This is a genomic window from Legionella anisa (assembly GCF_001467525.1).
Lineage (GTDB): Bacteria > Pseudomonadota > Gammaproteobacteria > Legionellales > Legionellaceae > Legionella > Legionella anisa.
On record NZ_LNXS01000020.1, the window covers coordinates 1 to 16,706 of the forward strand.

Below are 16,706 nucleotides of genomic sequence, written 5' to 3' on the forward strand. Positions count from 1 at the left end.
TTGAGTAAATCTCCACAATTTAAGGAGAGCGTACTTTACAAAATCATTTAAACTCTGTCACACAGCCTTGCCGGAAGGACACGGTAAGGTGCAATAATCATCTAGTTTAAAATGAAAAACCTGAGCAGGATCCCAAGAATTTAATGTCTTTTTCAGTTTTTCCAAGGTAATAATTGACTCATTTGAATACTCTTTTCTAGAAAACATGCGCTACCACCGATTGTCCAAATTTGGTACAAATTTTATAAATTAATTATTAAGTGTTTATTAATTTGGTATCGCAATTATTGAACAATGAGTTGCTCGACTCGAGACAGTCTTGATTTTACTATTCTTTTGATCGACCATTAAAAAGCCATTTTTTAATGATAAGGAAAGCAATAAAGTTCGAAAATTACATGAACATTATTTCATGCCCTAACGGGACATCATCATGTGCGAGTTTTAATTAACCTGAAAATGATCGATGTTCTATCACAGCAGCTTTATTAACTCACTTCTACAGCAGGATAATCTTCAACATACGACTCACCAAGTACACCATAATAAGTGACCGTACGCTTCTCTAAATCAACATGATAATGGACTACTCCAGCATCCCAAGAGGCACGAAGAAACTCAGGAAAAGTGCTTTCACCCGCTTGATCACTACGAATAGCCTTTATAAGTGCTGCTTTATTAAACTCGGGAATATCGACGTGTCCTGTAACCAGAGAGGATTCTTGAGAAACAACATTTCCTTCTTTGGTGATATAGATACTCTGACAAGACGGTAAATACCAAAGATTCTGTTTCACTCCTGCTTGACGCATCACTTCTGCTAAAACAGGAAACCCTCCTACTTTAGGACGAATTGCACTTGCAGACTGGATTGCGTTCTTTAAATTATCAATTGCTTTACTCATGTTTAATCTCCATTTTTTTATTAAACTTCTTTCGAAAATCGCTGCAGTAGCGTTTCAAAAAAAGTCTATTCAATTGGTGCCGTTTTAATTTGATGGGAGTCAACAAGTTTTTTTAAAAGTTTCATGAATTGTTCTTGCTGTGCGCAGGTAAGTATCGAGAAAAACTCTTCATCATTTTGATCTGCGAGGACTGCCAGTTTAGGCACGAGCACCACCGCTGTTGCGGTAAGTTCTATCTCTTGATAACGTCGATCATCAGCAGACTCTTTACGATTAACCAGACCTTTTTCAAGGAGTCGTGTAATCAATTTTGAAACCGCGCCGCGAGTAAGACCCGTAATATTAGCAACCGTACTCGGCGATATGATGTTATTGCAATCATACATTTTTCTGAGTACAACCCATTCGGCAACTGTAACACCGGTTTGCTCCAGCTTCCTTGCAAATGCATGCGACACCTCGTTGGAAATCAATCGCATCCAATAACCGATATGATCCGTCAGCTTACTTACTTCTTTTCTTTTTTTAACTTTTGGCATTCATGTCTCCCAAGGATTGCATTTTAGTTTCCTAGGAAACTATTGTCAAGGAAACAATTATTAATTTCAGGCTTAATGCCTCATGCACACCGCAATGACCTAGTGTGTTACAATCCCATTTCAGATTGTCAAATACGATATTTCATCTAGTCTTTTAAATAAGAAAAAGCGTTTTAAGAGCAGGAGTAAGTGGATGTCTCACGACCATAGTCATGCAATTCCAACGAATCAGAATAAAAAATATCTTTGGATGGCATTTATTCTCACATCCACCTACTTAATTGTTGAAGTCGTTGGAGGACTTATTACCGGCAGCTTAGCTCTTCTTTCAGATGCAGCACACATGTTGACCGATGCCAGTGCACTGGCCATCTCTCTGACAGCAGTCTATCTCGCCGACCGCCCTGCCAATTTACGAAAAACATTTGGCTATCATCGTTTTGAAATTCTTGCCGCTGCTTTTAATGCAATTTTACTTTTTTTTGTTGCCATTTACATTTTATATGAAGCGTATCAACGTCTGTATGCACCCGCGCACATTCAGACGGTAAGCATGTTTGTGATTGCAGTAGTTGGATTGTTGATTAACTTAATCAGCATGCAACTCCTTGCACGTGGAAAAGACACAAACCTCAATGTTAAAAGTGCTTATCTTGAAGTATGGAGCGATATGCTGGGTTCTATTGGTGTATTGATTGGTGCACTAATTATTCACTGGACTGGTTATGAATGGGTAGACTCTATCATTGCTATCGCAATCGGTTTATGGGTTTTACCTCGGACCTGGATTTTGTTAAAGGAAACAATTAACATCCTTCTTGAGGGGGTACCGGACGGTATGGATGTTGAGGAAATAAAATCTGAAATGTGTCAAATTTCCGGGATTTTGAGTGTACATGATTTCCATCTTTGGGCACTTACCAGCGGGAAGTCAAGCCTTACTGCTCATGTAGTTTATGATAGTGCTTATAATCATTCAGAAGAGTTATTACCCATGCTTCAAGAAATGCTTGCCACCAAATTTTCGGTTTATCACACAACGTTGCAGTTTGAAAATAAACCTTGTGAACATACACGCAATGGCTGCAACTATACAAAGCGGCCCTAGAATCATTTAAAGTTTTTTCATCACCGAAAGAAACAATTCTGACTCTAAAAAAAATTGCAGCCATGCATGGAGATATTTATAGTCGTTTTGTGCAAGCCACTGTGGATCAACCATATAAAATTGTCTTATGAAGGGGAACAAAGCAACATCGGCCATATTGATATGGTTTGCTAAAAGGAAGCGATTTTTCATTAATAGCGAATTTAATTTACAGAGATATTCTTGAGCTTTCTCTCTATAATAAAGCGGATCTTTTTTCTCTGATTTTTGTGGGTACTTATAATTATCCAAAACGGGTTTAAATTTTATATCATTCAAGTGAATTAATTCATGACACTTATCTTTTTGCTCGATAGATAGCCAACCATTAGGATCAGATTGGGTTAAGGCCCAAATCATAATATCAATGCTTTCATCAATCACACGACCATTTTCTAAAATTAATACCGGAACAGTCCCTTTTGGGGAGGCGAGAAGCATTTCCGGAGGTTTATTTTTAAGCTCCACCTCCCGTTGTTCTACTTTAATCTTGGAATAGGCGAGCGCCATTCTTGCTCTAATCGCATAAGGGCAACGTCTGAAGGTATAAAGTATCGGATAATCCACTGAATTTAGATCCTTATTCAGGGTCTGTTTACAGACCCTAGTTATAAGCACAATGTAATTCACTTAAATTGATTCAAATCATAATCAATGGAATTGTAATTGACAACTCAGGATAAAAGCTTCCGCTTGCGGTAAGATAAAAAATTGCCTCTGCCTCGTTACCTATTGGCTTATCCACTTAAAAGAGTTTAATTGAATCATAGTGATTTCTTTTTTTGCAATTCAAACGCCATGAATGTATAATATCAAGCCAGTATGTGTAAAAATCAAATGCCATGACCAAGATAATTGTAATTGAAGATAATCATGAACGGGTTCTGTTGGATACAGAAGACATCCGGTTACATGAAATGTCAACATATTATCAAAATCTGTCATACTACAAAAAACTTGACGAAGCTTTAAAATTACTCTCGAGTCTTGATGAAAAAGAGTATTGGCGAGCAGCAATACTTCTTAAAAACCTAAGCAAGAAAAAAGCAGATGCTGAAGAGCAAGAAATCCATTCACTCATAGAACAGTGCAATGATTTTTCAATATTCTATATACCCAATTCAAAGCAGCTTCCCAGCATGGAGGGTCTAAGTTGTTATCGAGTAGGAGCTGATGCAGGTGCAGGATTTAAAGAGGGCGATTTAGATGTTTTGGGAACTGAGGGACTCTTACACTGTACCGGTGTTTTGGTTGTTACTGAGGATGAAGAAGGAATACCTTGTTATTATGTAGGCCATATATTCGGCGAACGTGAAACTTATGTAACGGTACAAGCGGAGCTTGACAGAATTCTTGCTGACGTGCAACAACTTACCGGCAGAGAACTTACTTGGTCAGACTTAGCTCAGCAAGTGACTGTAGTAGGTCCTGGAAGCAGCACCGATGAACCCAGTTCGTGCTATAAGCAAGCATTTAAAATATTGACTCGAGAAGGAGCTAAACCAAATCCATTATTTGGCAGTAGTGTCGCTTTCAACTTAACAGGAAAAGGTGATTTAATCGTATTAGATCCTGTAGGGCAATTAATTGAAGGCATAGAGTTCCAAATACCAAGAGCCGGCCACGGAGTCTATTCTCCCGTTGATAATTTAGGTGATATAGAAAATACAACGATTGAAAAACAAATTTCAGATGCAATTCAAGGTGATGATTACCCTCATACAAACCCATTTATTATGAGTAAATTGTAAATTCAAATCTGCCAATCAGTGCAACCCATATTAACAGAGCATAATGTGGATTTTCCTCCCTCATAGACTGAATCTCAAAAGAAAAAGCCAGAAGCTTATCGCATTGATCCCTAAAAAAGATAGGAAGGTCGCATATTTTGCTACACGCATTGAAGTGAGTTGGGGCACACTCTATAATTTCGCTTAAATCAAAAATTACAGGAAGAAAACATGAAAATAAATGAAAACCCCACAACAGCCGAAACATTAACCAATGAAGATTATTCCAAAGCGATGAATTTTATAGGACAAAATTTATTGTCCTCATTAGTTCAATCCATAGAAAAGCTACCTCCCCATCTTCGTAACAGTAACGTTATTTCTCAAGCCTTATCTGCATTTTTAGCCAATATCATTTACAAACAATTTCCAGAAAGTCCTGAATCATGCCACCAAATGATGGATGCGATGACCAAGCTTGTAAAAATGCAATTAGATAATTACTCCCAACCTGCACAATAAAAAGCATAGCCTGAGTGTAAGTCCCTGTTCCTTGATCACATCTCTACCTATGCCCCACGGCTTGTCCCTGAGAGTTCCTCACAAAATTTAACCAGGTAAAATGTCATTTGTTGCCCGTCATCCCTGCGTAGGCAGGGAATGACAGCCTTTTAAACATCACCGTAAACTATAATAATAGGTTTCCTGGTTAAATTTTGTGAGGATCTCTCAGGGCTTATCCGCGGGACGTAGGAATTGGACTGGTTTGTCGAGATTGCAGGCTCAAAAGACTGAAACTCGGATTTTTCGCGTTTTAGCAGGCGGCTCGCTCATCTTATCGAGAAAACAATTCCAATAATCCTTAAATCAGTCTTCCTTACTATAATTAAAACAAATAGGATATTTTCAAATGGAGCTTATATTATGGACGCTAAAAAAGAGTACACCTCGCTTCGAATAGCATTGGTTATTTTTGGATTGGTTTTTATCTTTGCTGTATATCCTTTAACCATCGTGTGGCCATCTGGCTGGGCTTGGCATCCTGCGGGACAAAACGTCTATTTGCAAATGATAATGGGGATCTATGCAACATTAGGAGTGTTCTTGCTCTTGGCAGCAAAAAATCCAATGCAGCATTTAAGTTTAATTTGGTTTACCGTTTGGTCCAGTATCGTGCATGGAGGTATTATGGCGATTCAATCCTTTTACTATCCACAGCATTTTGCCCATTTATATGGGGATGTTCCTGCTTTATTTCTCATCGCAATTATCTTGGCTTGTTTAACACCACGTCGAAATGCGATGATCCAGTAAATATAGGATTAGGTTAACTACATCCATTTCTTCTTTTTAAAAAGAAGATATAGAAATATGGCACAGACAATGATTAAACCAAGCGCACCAAAATATCCGTATTTCCAGCGCAACTCAGGCATCCATTCAAAATTCATTCCGTAAATTCCAGTGATTAAATTTAACGGCAAAAAAATAGCCGCGAATGCTGCAAGCACCGCCATAGTCTCACTTATTTTTTGCATCAACTCATTATCGATTTGTCCTAATAGACCATTTAATAACTCGCGAATCGAATCCACTTCATTGATAATGAGATGACTATGATTCGATAAGTTGTATAAGGAAGAACGGCATTTTTCTGAGATAACCAAGATATTTCGACTGGTGATCCGCATTAAAATTTCTCTTATTGCAATCATATCGCGTTTAATTTGCAGCGTTTGGTGCTTTACCTCCGCAACTTCTTTATAAATATTCTGATGCGTTTTTTGTATTAAAGATTCAAACTGCTCTGAGATTTCTTCATAATGAAAAAGAACCTTAGCATAATCATTAATAATACCCTCAAGGAATAAAAATAAGATGAAGCAAGGCGTTTTGGCATAATGAACTGATTTCGAACAACTATTGAGAAAATCAAATAAAACAGGTAAAGGTTTATCTGCAGCAGTAAAACAGTAATGCGGAGTAAGATGAATCACAAGATTATCTAAACTTATTTCATTATCCTCATTTAACTCAAGTGAAGCCAAACACTTAATTTGCAATGTTAATGCATTGTCATTATCAATAAGATTGGATAAATTATTTTCTTCAGTACATAACTGAATTACGTCTGCAGGTAATCTCAGTTTTCTTACTAATTGCTTAAAAGCATCCGCTTGATTTAAATTACTATGAATCCAATAAATCTTGTTTTCCTCTTGAGCATTGATCCTCAATTCTTCAAGAGCAACGTGTTTGATGCTGTGATGAGTTAAATCAAATTCAATTGCTATAGTATCAAAAGTATTCATTTTAACTTACATCCATAATGTTCCTTTAATTATTATGGCTTGTTTTTCTTGATAATCAATCTCAATACACACAGAAAGAAATTCCAAATAAATTCAAGCCGCATTAAATCAATTAATGGGCTTATGATCGAACGAAAAACAATTAAATTACATAATATTCTTCGGCTCATCTATAACACCCTCCTCGCCAGCCTTTTTTAACGTTGACAGTGCTTCTTTAAGGGATTGTTGCTGTGGTGATCTTAAGGATTCACCTTCTGTAACCCAATGGTATGCGGTGAAGGTCACAGCACATTTTAGTATATAGAGTACTGTTTTTAAAAATTGAGTCACACCATCATCCGGATTTGTATCCAATGCGCTTTTTATGTCTTCCTGATTTAAGTGATCTTGAAAGCGTCTCAGTTTATCTTGAGGCGTAGGATTTCCCTCACCTGCGTCAGTTAAGGTACGAGTAAGTGCTTGCAATGTATCGTAACTTGCAAGCGCCATTTTAATTTCAGTAGAGTGCTCATCAGACTGGGGGCCCTCCTTAAGAGCTTTGACTAATGCATCAATATCAATATCTTGACCGTCCCCTTTAAAATATGATTTATATAAATCACGATTTTTTTGAACTTCTTCATTTATCTGTCGAGTTAAAATCGCAATTGTTTTCTCGAGATTCTCATAGAGATCTGAAACAAAATGAAGTGCGAGGAGATTCTTCCGTACTGCTTCAGAAAGATTTTTGCTCACTTGATAGTCAGCTTCAAGCATCCATTTTTTGGTATTCGCTAGTGTAGGCCCATCCAACTTTTGCCCTTTTAATGCTTCTAATTCCTTTTCCCATCGCCCAGTTCCTAATAAACATGAAAAAACATTTATTCCCTTATTTGCAGCATCCATTTTAAGCAGACGAGGTTGGCGCTGTTGGGGAGTTGAATCTTCATCTGTCACTACATCCTCATATATATGCTCTCTCGCATTTACGAAATACGCAATAAAATCGAGTGGAGGTATTTTGAGCTTAGAACATTCTTCCACCATTAACTTTCCTATTTGCTTACGCAGGTCATCCAAGAGTAGGTTGGGATATTGATCTTGAAGTAATGCGCCAAAATCAATAAACGCTTGGGTGGCTTTTTCATTGTCTAGCGCCTCGAGAGCACTACTTATCTCAACCATGTAACGCCTTATTTCACCTTTTACTTGCTCAATATCCACTTGGACTTCTGCTTTACGTTTCATGGGACAACCCCAAAAAAACAAACTTACAGATAAATTATACAGCAGAATGTCAAATAAATAATCTCTCGGACTCTCTCACAGAAAATCCAGTTTGGAATATTTTTCCCTTATCCTCTTGAACCTTTTATAGAGATAAGTTAATTATCAAGATGGACCCTAAATATCCAATGGAGTTTATTGGTGCGCAAAAAGGATTTACGACATGAAGACAAAGATACCGACACAAAAAAAAGAAAAAAATCCAAATCCTGAAGACAGCAGAGCCCTACCTTTTCAATTAATACAACATGCAGAGCCGGATCGAACTTATTATTTAAGAAGTACAGCAAAAGGAATCAGTAATTTTTTTTCGCAGCGCGTCAAAGAGCTGTATAACACCCTAGCCTGGACCTTTTCTTTGGACACTATGGATTGGAGTACGTTTAGAAAATACGTTTGGCCTGCGATCTCTTCTGGAGCTGCCTTGCTTGTTGGCAGTTATCTAACTCCCTATCTAAGCGACTACCTCATGGGGAGTCCAGAATATGATTTTGTGGTTCAATTCTTTTTTGGCGCAGCGGTATTAGGATATTGCGCTCTAAACCGGATTACGGATAAAAAACTTAGTTCCGGAGCAGCATTATCTATTGCCGTAGCCAGTGAAGTTACGGCAATCATTTATATGTACCGTTCTGTATTTAAAGGGTCTAATTTTTTACTCACTGACCAAATTCCTGATGAATACTCATTAATTGCCGGATTAGGAGCCAGTGCATTAGTTGTTCCGAGTGGAATTTCTTACCTCACGCAAAAAGCTCAAGAGTTACTGGTCCGCTTCCAATACAGTCGCGGAGCACAGCGCTCAGACACTGCGGTGATTTCCAGTGGGCTAACCCCATTATCCAATCTGTATTTTCAAATCAATCACTTTATCGCCAGTGAGCTGATGGTCAGTTCGCGTACCTTTCAATTAGGGTTGATTGCGCACAATATTCGTTATGCTGACAGAATAGTACAGAAATTTCGTAACCTTCCTGCATTATTGGCCGATTTGGCTCCATCAACCATAAAAAAAATGCGTGTACAACAAGAAAAACTGGATCATGATTACGAATACAATCATAAATTACATCAGGTTTTAAGATTTACCACGACAGGGCCATCGTTTATTCATGTTCCTCGATATCAGCTCCGTACTGGGGACTTGGTTCTTTGTGATGAAAGCATCAATTTGGATTGCGTGCCAATTTCTGGAGAGTTGGTGGCGCTACACCGAAATGGAGACCGTGATTTTACCCGAACACTGGAACAAAAAAAATTTAGCGTCAATCTTAAAGCACAAAATGGTGAAGATGTTTGGATCGAGCATCACACCAAACCCGATTTTACCTCCAATTACAAAAAAGTGGACTTATATGCAATAAGGGATGGCAAACAAGCAGGAGTATTAGTAGGAGACAAGTTAAACATATATGGTCATGACAACATTTTTATTCAGATTAAACCGGAGAAGGAGCTTTTATTAAATAGCAATTACGAGAAAAAAGCCGTCATTAATGAAATCATAGCCGAGCGCAAGCAAAGAAATGTTTTATATTCCATTTTAGGCTCCATTATCATGGCGGCTTTTTTACAAAGAGACATTACCTTAATACCTGCGGAAACACTCAAGCTCATGTTTACGCTTTTTCAAACATTAATTCCCTTCTCTGAAGCTTTTTTACGGGAAACTGTGAACAGTCGCTTGATGAAAAAACTGAACAGCCATTTGGAAGATCAGCCTTTTGAAACAATCGACGCGCTCCGTCTCGTGGATTTGTGTAATGCATTAGGCGGATATTATCGTGATAAATTTCCCAATGGGGTTGCCATTATTTCCGATAAAACAGGGACCCTTACTACGACTCGGATGGACGTACTTGGCCTATGGACTACTGATATGCCTCCCAAGGTACAACACGTACTCGAAGAAAAAAAAGGAAGTTTGCTTCTACCCGAAGAATCACAATGGCTTAAATCCTTTAAGGTATTTTGTTATGCCTTTACAAATAATAAAAAAGAATTAGAACCCGAAGAACATGCTATTTTGAAATTATTCACATCTTTATTGGATAATCAGCAGTGTTTGGAAGTTACCACTCTGGGGAACAATCACTTTAAAAAGGTAATTGCTCTCAAAGAAGCGAAACAAAAGATCGAGACGTTTCATCTGGGTTTATATCGTACCTTTGGCGGTCGTTTTACCCTGGTTCAGGATGGTGAAGAATCTTCTCTTGTCTTTTGCGGAGTGCCTAAAGCGGATGCGTTTCAAGAAACTCCTCTATTGCAAGCCTATACTACGATGCAAAGTCGTACAGAAGTCTTATCACGCGATTGGTGTATTGCACATACCAAGGTTAATGAGTTTGAGTTTGCAACTTTAAGAGAATTATTTGATAAAGATGATAAAAAGGAGATTGAGAATTTTCTTATAAAACACACCAAATTACTTAAAAACTTAGAATATTACGGGACGTTTATTATTGATAACCCGGTAAAAAAAGGAGCTGAAAAATTTATCGCTCAATGTCGAGAAATATCAGTTCCGGTATTTGTGGCAACAGGTGATACCACGAAAGCTGCGGTAAATATTGCCAAAGTATTATGTCCGGAAAACGCAAAAAACATCATTACCATTCGTGCCGATCAGGCTGAAAGCGATGATTGTGTCGTTTTAAGTGAAGAAAATTGTCCATCTGATTCCACAGTTATATTTGCTGGTGTCAATGAAGTAATACTGAATTACTTTCAAAAACTGATGGATAGAAACAAAACAAAACGTCCTGTCATTATTTTTGCAGAAATGAGTACGGATGGAAAAGGCATCCTTGCCCGTTATCTCAAGGACCATCATTATTTTATCGTCGCTAATGGAGATGGTACGAATGATGTCATGATGATGAAAAATTCAAATGTGGTCATTGCTCATCATTCAGATGATGGTACTTTTTCTCCTGGAGTAGATACTTTATCGAATATCAGTGAAGAGCAACTGCGACGATTATTTGGTTCTCAGAAAACTTTTTATGAACTTTTTGATATTAATCTCCCCAATAGCTTGTTTGTACAACAGTTTACTCCCCTGGCAAACTCACAAGAAAAACCCAGCATGGCTTTAGCACTTAAAAGCGGGAAAATGACTTTTGAGCTGGCTAAAGCAATCGGAGCAGATGTGACAGAAATGAATCAGCAACATTGGTATAGCGTTGCTTTTGACTTATTGTGGTTATGGATTGCATTTTATGAAATTAATCAAAGCGCAGATTTACCCATGGATAATCGAAATATCAATGCTTCAAGACTGATTTCAAATACCATAGGAATTTCTTTGATCATTGCGGTCTTGCAATCCTTAGCCAATTACGCACTGTTTGGTGAGTCTACCAATTTAACCAGCATGCTGATTATGTTGAGTTTATTACCCCTGGTTCTAAAGAGTGTTTTTTCGGGCTTTGGAATGGTGCGGGATAGTTTGTATCCTCAACCAGAACCAGAAATAACAGACGTAGAAGAGAACTCAGAAACAGGTTCTAATCGATCCATCTCAAGTTATTTGGGCGCTTTTTTTTCGCGTAAACCCGCAAAACATTTAGACAATGTATCCACTGTACCTAAATTGCAGTAACTGTATTTCCTGTTTTTTTAGCAAGTAGGATAAAAAATTTAGCCTACTTGCCTCTCTGCTCACAATAATTTATTCGCAAACAAGATGTTGATAAAACTGGATGGCTCGCTCAATCGCTATAGGGAAATAGTAACGAATCCCAGGATTGGTTTTGCGTGCTTCCAGCCATGCAATCGTTACGAGTTTTCTTGCCAGCATAAAATACGGAAGTAATCGAATATCTTCTGCTAATAAGGGCATGGATTCATTGTAGCCATCCAACAAAGCATCTTTTAATTGATCAAACGACTTACGGTGATTGCCTTCGGTTACATGTTCAAATGCACACAAAGCCACAGCCAAATCATCGTTATAAAACCCAAGCCCGCAATCATCAAAGTCAATAATTGCAAATTGTCCTTGATGCACCAAAATATTATTAGGCTGGGTATCTGTATGGATCACACCGGTTTTGTCCGGATGTTCACTTTCTAAACCTTTTAAAAGTTCATAAACCATTCTTCTCGCTGCAGTGAGAAGCTGTTGTTCGTGAGCAGATACAGCAGAGAGTTTTTCAATATTATAAAATTTTGCTGTTTGCGCGCCAATTAAGCCATCTGCTCGCCAGTAATCTCGGTGTTTCATCGAGAGACTGCGTCCACTCTGATGTAAAGTACCAATCAATTTTCCTAGGTTGTTGGCATACTGTTCGTTGATACTTTTCCATTTTGTTTTACCGGGTAACCATTCAAATAAAAGACAAAATCGGTTTGAGGGTATCATCTGATGGTGTATCTCAATGAAGTATTGTTCAGAAACTGTTTTTACAGGTGCAGCTACAATCAGATCTGTGGTTGCAAGAATGTGATTTATCCACTGTGTTTCTTCCTGAATCGCAGCCTGTTGATGATGGCCCTGAGGATTAATCCTTAATGCATAACGTTTATTTTGTCTGTCTGTAATTCTGAAAATTGCGTTGGCACTGTATTTAATCAATTCAATGTTATGGGGAATAAATGGATAGTGTTTCAGCGCTTCTATGGCCAAAGCCCTCAATCTTCTGGCCTGTGCTCGATAAGAAGCGTGCTCAAAAGGTATCTTAGTCATGATGTTCCAACACGCTGTATTTTATAAACAGATGATATCATTCATCCTTATCTCGAGTTACATCTACTCTAACTTCGTAGTTTTCTTTTTCAGTAAAAACAACGTGATCCTTATTAACAAAAATCCGAAGATTTGCCTCATATTAAAGCCGGGGTAACGCATCCTGTAGCAGAGTAGCTATCGAGTCTAAAAGAGTCGATTCTTCGGGTAAAAAAATATCTTTTAATACTGGCGGCTGAACACAATAATAGACACTTATTTTTACTCGAGATCCATTCTTAACTCTAAATTCTTTTTCCAATTGATAAGGCAGTTTTTCTGCTTTTGGATCTGAATGAAACTCACCCCAAATGCTTTCTATTTTTGCCGCCATACACTCTGGAAATTGAAATGCAGCGGGCAATAAGTTGACTGTTTTTTTAAGCAGCTCTTCAATACTTAAGTCTCTAAGTGCTATTAAATTTGAAATCTGATAAAGACATTGCAGTTCTTTAACGCGCTCACCTAAATCGTAGGTCAATTTTTTCCTTTCTGTTTCAACCCTCTTCCTCGAGGTAATATTTCTTATTGTTTGTATCCAAGAATTAGGAAATGAAGCAGAGTCTATAGGGGACAAACTACATTCTACCCATCCCCTCTTTCCGGTCTTAATTTCCTCAATAAATTTATCTTTTGAGAGAGGCAAATGAGAACACACTGGACATTCTTTCTGCTCTATAGACTTATTATGAAAAAGCGTGTGGGAAGATAAACCGACCAATTCTTCAGGTTTAAATTGGGCGAATGTTCCTGCAGCTTTGTTTGCTTGGTGAATGATGCCTTCTGCATTAACAATAAAAGTAGGATCTGGAATATTATCATAAGTAGTTGCGGCACGTGTCAGCATTGCAAAAGGTCGACGCAAAGTTTGTTCTACTAAAGCAACATAGATAAACCAAATTGAGAATATTTTAAATATTTGCCCCCCAACATGTTCTAAACCAAATAAACGTTTATAATCGGACAATGCCAAATCGGAAAGTATCATGGTAATCATGCTTAGGCTCATATAGAACAATAACTCTTTTGGTATCATTGCCCTCTCATACCAAAACAATATTAACGCGATAATTAAAATTAGGATAACCCCCCACTCACAATAAAGTTTGAACCAAGTTACTCCATAATGATCAATATACGTCGTAGGGAAATGGCCTGAGAAAATAACGGTAAAAAGAATTAGGGTTATTAAAAAAAAGCCAAGATTAACTATCCAAATTCTCAACGTATGCCTGAAAAAATAAATGGAAAAAAGAAAAACCGCAGCCTGAAAAAAACGCGCAGAAATCCAAAGTTGAGTACTTAAATTCCCCCCGCCATGAGGCAATAAGCTTTTTTTATAAGCCAAAATATGAGCGATATCAATAAATGACCACCAACCGGCAGCTAAGGAAATAAAAATCACAAATTGATTTTTTGTGAAATGGGTGGTTGTAGCTGCTACAGTCATTGCAGTTAATCCGATAACAACCGAAAAAAATTCAGTAAGCGTGTGAAAAACAACAATGTTGGTTTGATGCTCGGCTAAAATACAGATTAAGGAGAGAAATAAAGGAACGCCATAAACTCGCCAAAGCGGTGCGCGAACCGAGACATTCGCAGAATAGGATCCTCTATCGACACGCATACATGTCCTCCCCATTACGCTTCGGTTCATCTTTATATAATCTTGAATGGAATTGACCAATCTCATAAAAAATTTACTTCCTAATTATAGTTGAATTAAACAATCAGGATAGGGTTCTTGTAGCATCCTGATAGAGTCCAAACAAAATTGGATATTGCGTTGATTAAGAATCTCTATTTTTTGCAGCGCACATTATATATATAAAGAGATGTAAATCCCACAAATAATTCATTTTTACCCCAAAATGATCAAATAAATATCATTCCGAGCCCAATTTCATATTCCCTTAATTATTAATTGTTAAAATTGCCTAAATTTTAGTAATGACAATGAGGCTTTAAATGCAACAAAAATACCAATCTACAACAATGGGAAAGAAAGAGCGGAACACCAGACAAATCAGCGAACCACACGCATCCCTCCCACCAGAAAAAGCAGTCCTGGAAGTTATGAAATTGATCTTGGATGGTTATACAGAAATTGAAGCAACGGCCTTGGTAGGAATGGAAACAACACCAATCACCAAAAAAAGCATGCTGAATGAACCCATTTATTATGCTTCTAAAGAAGAAATACAGATTTTAAAAGAGCAAAGAGATCAAAGAAGGCGCACATCAATCGCTCCAGTAAGGCCATCAACACCCAATAACCATACTACGCAACGAAGTATTACAGAACCTGTATCTGCAGAAAGTGAGCAGGAAGTGCCAAGAACACCAGGAATAACCAATGAAAAAACATCAGTTCCTACAAAAAAAGAACGTAAAAAGAAAGTTACATGGAATGATGGAAAAACTGAAGGTCAGATAGAAGAAGGTTATGTTGCATCAGAAGATGCAAATTCTCTTAAAAAAGCAAAAATGGATGAACAGTTCGAACAATTAATCAGTGAAGGTTATACAAAAATAGAAGCAGCAGCTCTAACAGGAAAATCACTCTTAAAAGAAAAAGGAAAAAAAACTGAATCTTTCTGGAATGAGCCAATTTTTTATGCTTCTCAAGAAGAGATAGAACAACGTAAGTGTTTAAGAGATAAATTATTTTCCAAAGTAAAACCGTCAACATCAAACAGTAAAGCGGACCAATTAATACAAAAAATCTTATCTGAAGAAAAAACAGTAACGCCAACTACGATGACGCTACCAAGAGAGAGTACACAACCTGCATCTTTGGAACGTGAAAAACACGTGTTAAGTACATCACCCACACTATTCAAAGAAAAACCATCACTAACTACAGAACCTTTATCTTCAGAAGATGGAAATAAGGAAGTTTCGGAAACCTTAGAAAGAAGTACTGAACAATCAGTATCTTCAGTAAAGCCAGAAAAAGAAGACAATCGATACAGCTTCTTCAATTCAACAACTTTGGGAATAGTTACTGTAGCAGTAGTTGCAACAATAGGACTCGTTGCATCACGAAAATAGAAAAGACGTGCACTGTCATCCCTGCGTAGGCACACTACTGTCCGGTAAAAATTGACATGCTACCTGGTTAAATTTTATGAGGATCTCTCAGGGACAAGCCGCGGGTCGGGAGTGCTGGAGTGGTTTTTCAGTGATGTGGAGAAGATTCAGGAGACCCCAGGCGATTCCATTGACTACGTATTAAAATAACCCTTTTTTAAGTCCGCTTCAAAATCGTCTGGCCAATCAGTCCGGTATAAGCCATATCGTTTTTTTATGGAATTCTTTTCAATTGTTATCCACACTTGCGTACTTACTATTTGGTGGGGATCATAACTTGAGCCATTCTTTATCGTTATTTTAAATTCATGAGCAGAGAATCCATTTCTCAATAAAATATTTTGAAAATCGTTATGTATGACATCCTCTCCATTATGCATTTGTTTATTCCTTAAACTGATACCTCACTTAATTATAGCAGTTGGAGCCATGAGAATTTCTCTTATTTTTTAGATATATACACTTCTTAATTCAAAATTTCCCACGAGCTACTGTTCATTAAATGAAGTGATCCAAAATTTTTGCGACGAGTTTGTATTTTGGGGAACAGGAGTGACGACGATTGTTTGGACAAGTGGGGGATCAAATGGTCCAGAAGCTGTAGCCCACTGATAGGTTATTTTAAATTTCCAGGAGTTTTTGCTTTGTGCCGTTTTTTTAATTTCATAAGCAGTAATCCACGGACTGGAAACTCCAGAAACCCAAGCAGGCCAACTGTCTTTATATTTGTTTTTGAGTTGATCCGAAAACAACATAAATTGGACTGCACCATTTCGCTCTTTATTGGCTTTTGCAAATAAGGTTGCAACTTCATCCAGCTTTTGCGGAGCCAGCGCCTTCTCCAACATGAAAATTCGTGCAGCATCTGATTCAGCTTGCGCAACATGTTCAGTCATACAATGTGCCGTAACGGAAACCAAAATCATCAAACCGCTGAGTATGAGGTACACTTTTGACGTTTTCATATTTTTCTCTTTATTAA

15 protein-coding genes are annotated in these 16,706 nt (G+C 37.7%); 6 read left to right on the forward strand and 9 right to left on the reverse strand.

What is annotated here, in order from left to right; translation table 11 throughout:
- Positions 1–488: 488 nt before the first annotated feature.
- Positions 489–905 carry a DUF1398 domain-containing protein gene (locus Lani_RS06435; protein ID WP_019234452.1) on the reverse strand — a complete coding sequence of 139 codons (417 nt, stop codon included), beginning with the start codon at positions 903–905 and terminating at the stop codon, positions 489–491.
- A gap of 65 nt (positions 906–970) precedes the next feature.
- The gene (locus Lani_RS06440) at positions 971–1,444 is read right to left on the reverse strand and encodes a MarR family winged helix-turn-helix transcriptional regulator (protein ID WP_019234453.1); all 474 of its coding nucleotides are present in this window, start codon (positions 1,442–1,444) and stop codon (positions 971–973) included.
- 193 nt (positions 1,445–1,637) lie between these two features.
- Here Lani_RS06440 and Lani_RS06445 point away from each other — a divergent pair, with 193 nt between their 5' ends.
- Positions 1,638–2,552, forward strand: coding sequence for a cation diffusion facilitator family transporter (locus tag Lani_RS06445; protein WP_019234454.1), 915 nt, complete (start codon positions 1,638–1,640; stop codon positions 2,550–2,552).
- A 6-nt stretch (positions 2,553–2,558) separates the two neighbouring features.
- Here the strand turns inward: Lani_RS06445 and Lani_RS06450 are convergent, their stop codons facing one another.
- Complete coding sequence (locus Lani_RS06450) at positions 2,559–3,158, reverse strand: glutathione S-transferase (protein ID WP_081595191.1); 600 nt, start codon at positions 3,156–3,158, stop codon at positions 2,559–2,561.
- 275 nt (positions 3,159–3,433) lie between these two features.
- Between Lani_RS06450 and Lani_RS06455 the strand changes: the two genes are divergently transcribed.
- From Lani_RS06455 to Lani_RS06465, 3 genes are all read left to right on the forward strand, one after another.
- Positions 3,434–4,342 carry a hypothetical protein gene (locus tag Lani_RS06455; protein WP_019234456.1) on the forward strand — a complete coding sequence of 303 codons (909 nt, stop codon included), beginning with the start codon at positions 3,434–3,436 and terminating at the stop codon, positions 4,340–4,342.
- A 210-nt stretch (positions 4,343–4,552) separates the two neighbouring features.
- Positions 4,553–4,843, forward strand: a complete 291-nt coding sequence (locus Lani_RS06460; RefSeq protein WP_019234457.1) for a hypothetical protein — start codon at positions 4,553–4,555, stop codon at positions 4,841–4,843.
- 402 nt (positions 4,844–5,245) lie between these two features.
- The gene (locus Lani_RS06465) at positions 5,246–5,635 is read left to right on the forward strand and encodes a DUF6632 domain-containing protein (protein WP_019234458.1); all 390 of its coding nucleotides are present in this window, start codon (positions 5,246–5,248) and stop codon (positions 5,633–5,635) included.
- 17 nt (positions 5,636–5,652) lie between these two features.
- Here Lani_RS06465 and Lani_RS06470 read toward each other — a convergent pair whose 3' ends face one another.
- Together Lani_RS06470 and Lani_RS06475 are read right to left on the reverse strand one after the other, a co-directional pair.
- On the reverse strand, positions 5,653–6,633 hold the full coding sequence (locus Lani_RS06470; protein ID WP_019234459.1) for a magnesium transporter CorA family protein: 981 nt from the start codon (positions 6,631–6,633) through the stop codon (positions 5,653–5,655).
- A gap of 147 nt (positions 6,634–6,780) precedes the next feature.
- Entirely contained in the window at positions 6,781–7,863 is a 1,083-nt protein-coding gene (locus Lani_RS06475) for a hypothetical protein (RefSeq protein ID WP_019234460.1), read from the reverse strand.
- Positions 7,864–8,065: 202 nt separating this feature from the next.
- On the opposite strand from Lani_RS06475, the gene Lani_RS06480 reads away from it, so the two are divergent.
- Positions 8,066–11,506, forward strand: a complete 3,441-nt coding sequence (locus Lani_RS06480) for a calcium-translocating P-type ATPase (RefSeq protein WP_019234461.1) — start codon at positions 8,066–8,068, stop codon at positions 11,504–11,506.
- 69 nt (positions 11,507–11,575) lie between these two features.
- Here the strand turns inward: Lani_RS06480 and Lani_RS06485 are convergent, their stop codons facing one another.
- Together Lani_RS06485 and Lani_RS06490 are read right to left on the reverse strand one after the other, a co-directional pair.
- Complete coding sequence (locus Lani_RS06485; protein ID WP_019234462.1) at positions 11,576–12,592, reverse strand: phosphotransferase enzyme family protein; 1,017 nt, start codon at positions 12,590–12,592, stop codon at positions 11,576–11,578.
- A gap of 142 nt (positions 12,593–12,734) precedes the next feature.
- Positions 12,735–14,258 (reverse strand): MASE3 domain-containing protein, encoded by a 1,524-nt coding sequence (locus Lani_RS06490; protein ID WP_019234463.1) that lies wholly within the window; start codon positions 14,256–14,258, stop codon positions 12,735–12,737.
- A gap of 341 nt (positions 14,259–14,599) precedes the next feature.
- Between Lani_RS06490 and Lani_RS06495 the strand changes: the two genes are divergently transcribed.
- Positions 14,600–15,685, forward strand: coding sequence for a hypothetical protein (locus Lani_RS06495; RefSeq protein WP_019234464.1), 1,086 nt, complete (start codon positions 14,600–14,602; stop codon positions 15,683–15,685).
- 173 nt (positions 15,686–15,858) lie between these two features.
- Here Lani_RS06495 and Lani_RS06500 read toward each other — a convergent pair whose 3' ends face one another.
- A complete protein-coding gene (locus Lani_RS06500) occupies positions 15,859–16,104 on the reverse strand; it encodes a hypothetical protein (protein ID WP_019234465.1) in 246 nt (81 codons plus the stop codon).
- Between the two features lie 108 nt (positions 16,105–16,212).
- A complete protein-coding gene (locus tag Lani_RS06505; RefSeq protein ID WP_019234466.1) occupies positions 16,213–16,689 on the reverse strand; it encodes a hypothetical protein in 477 nt (158 codons plus the stop codon).
- Positions 16,690–16,706: the final 17 nt, after the last annotated feature.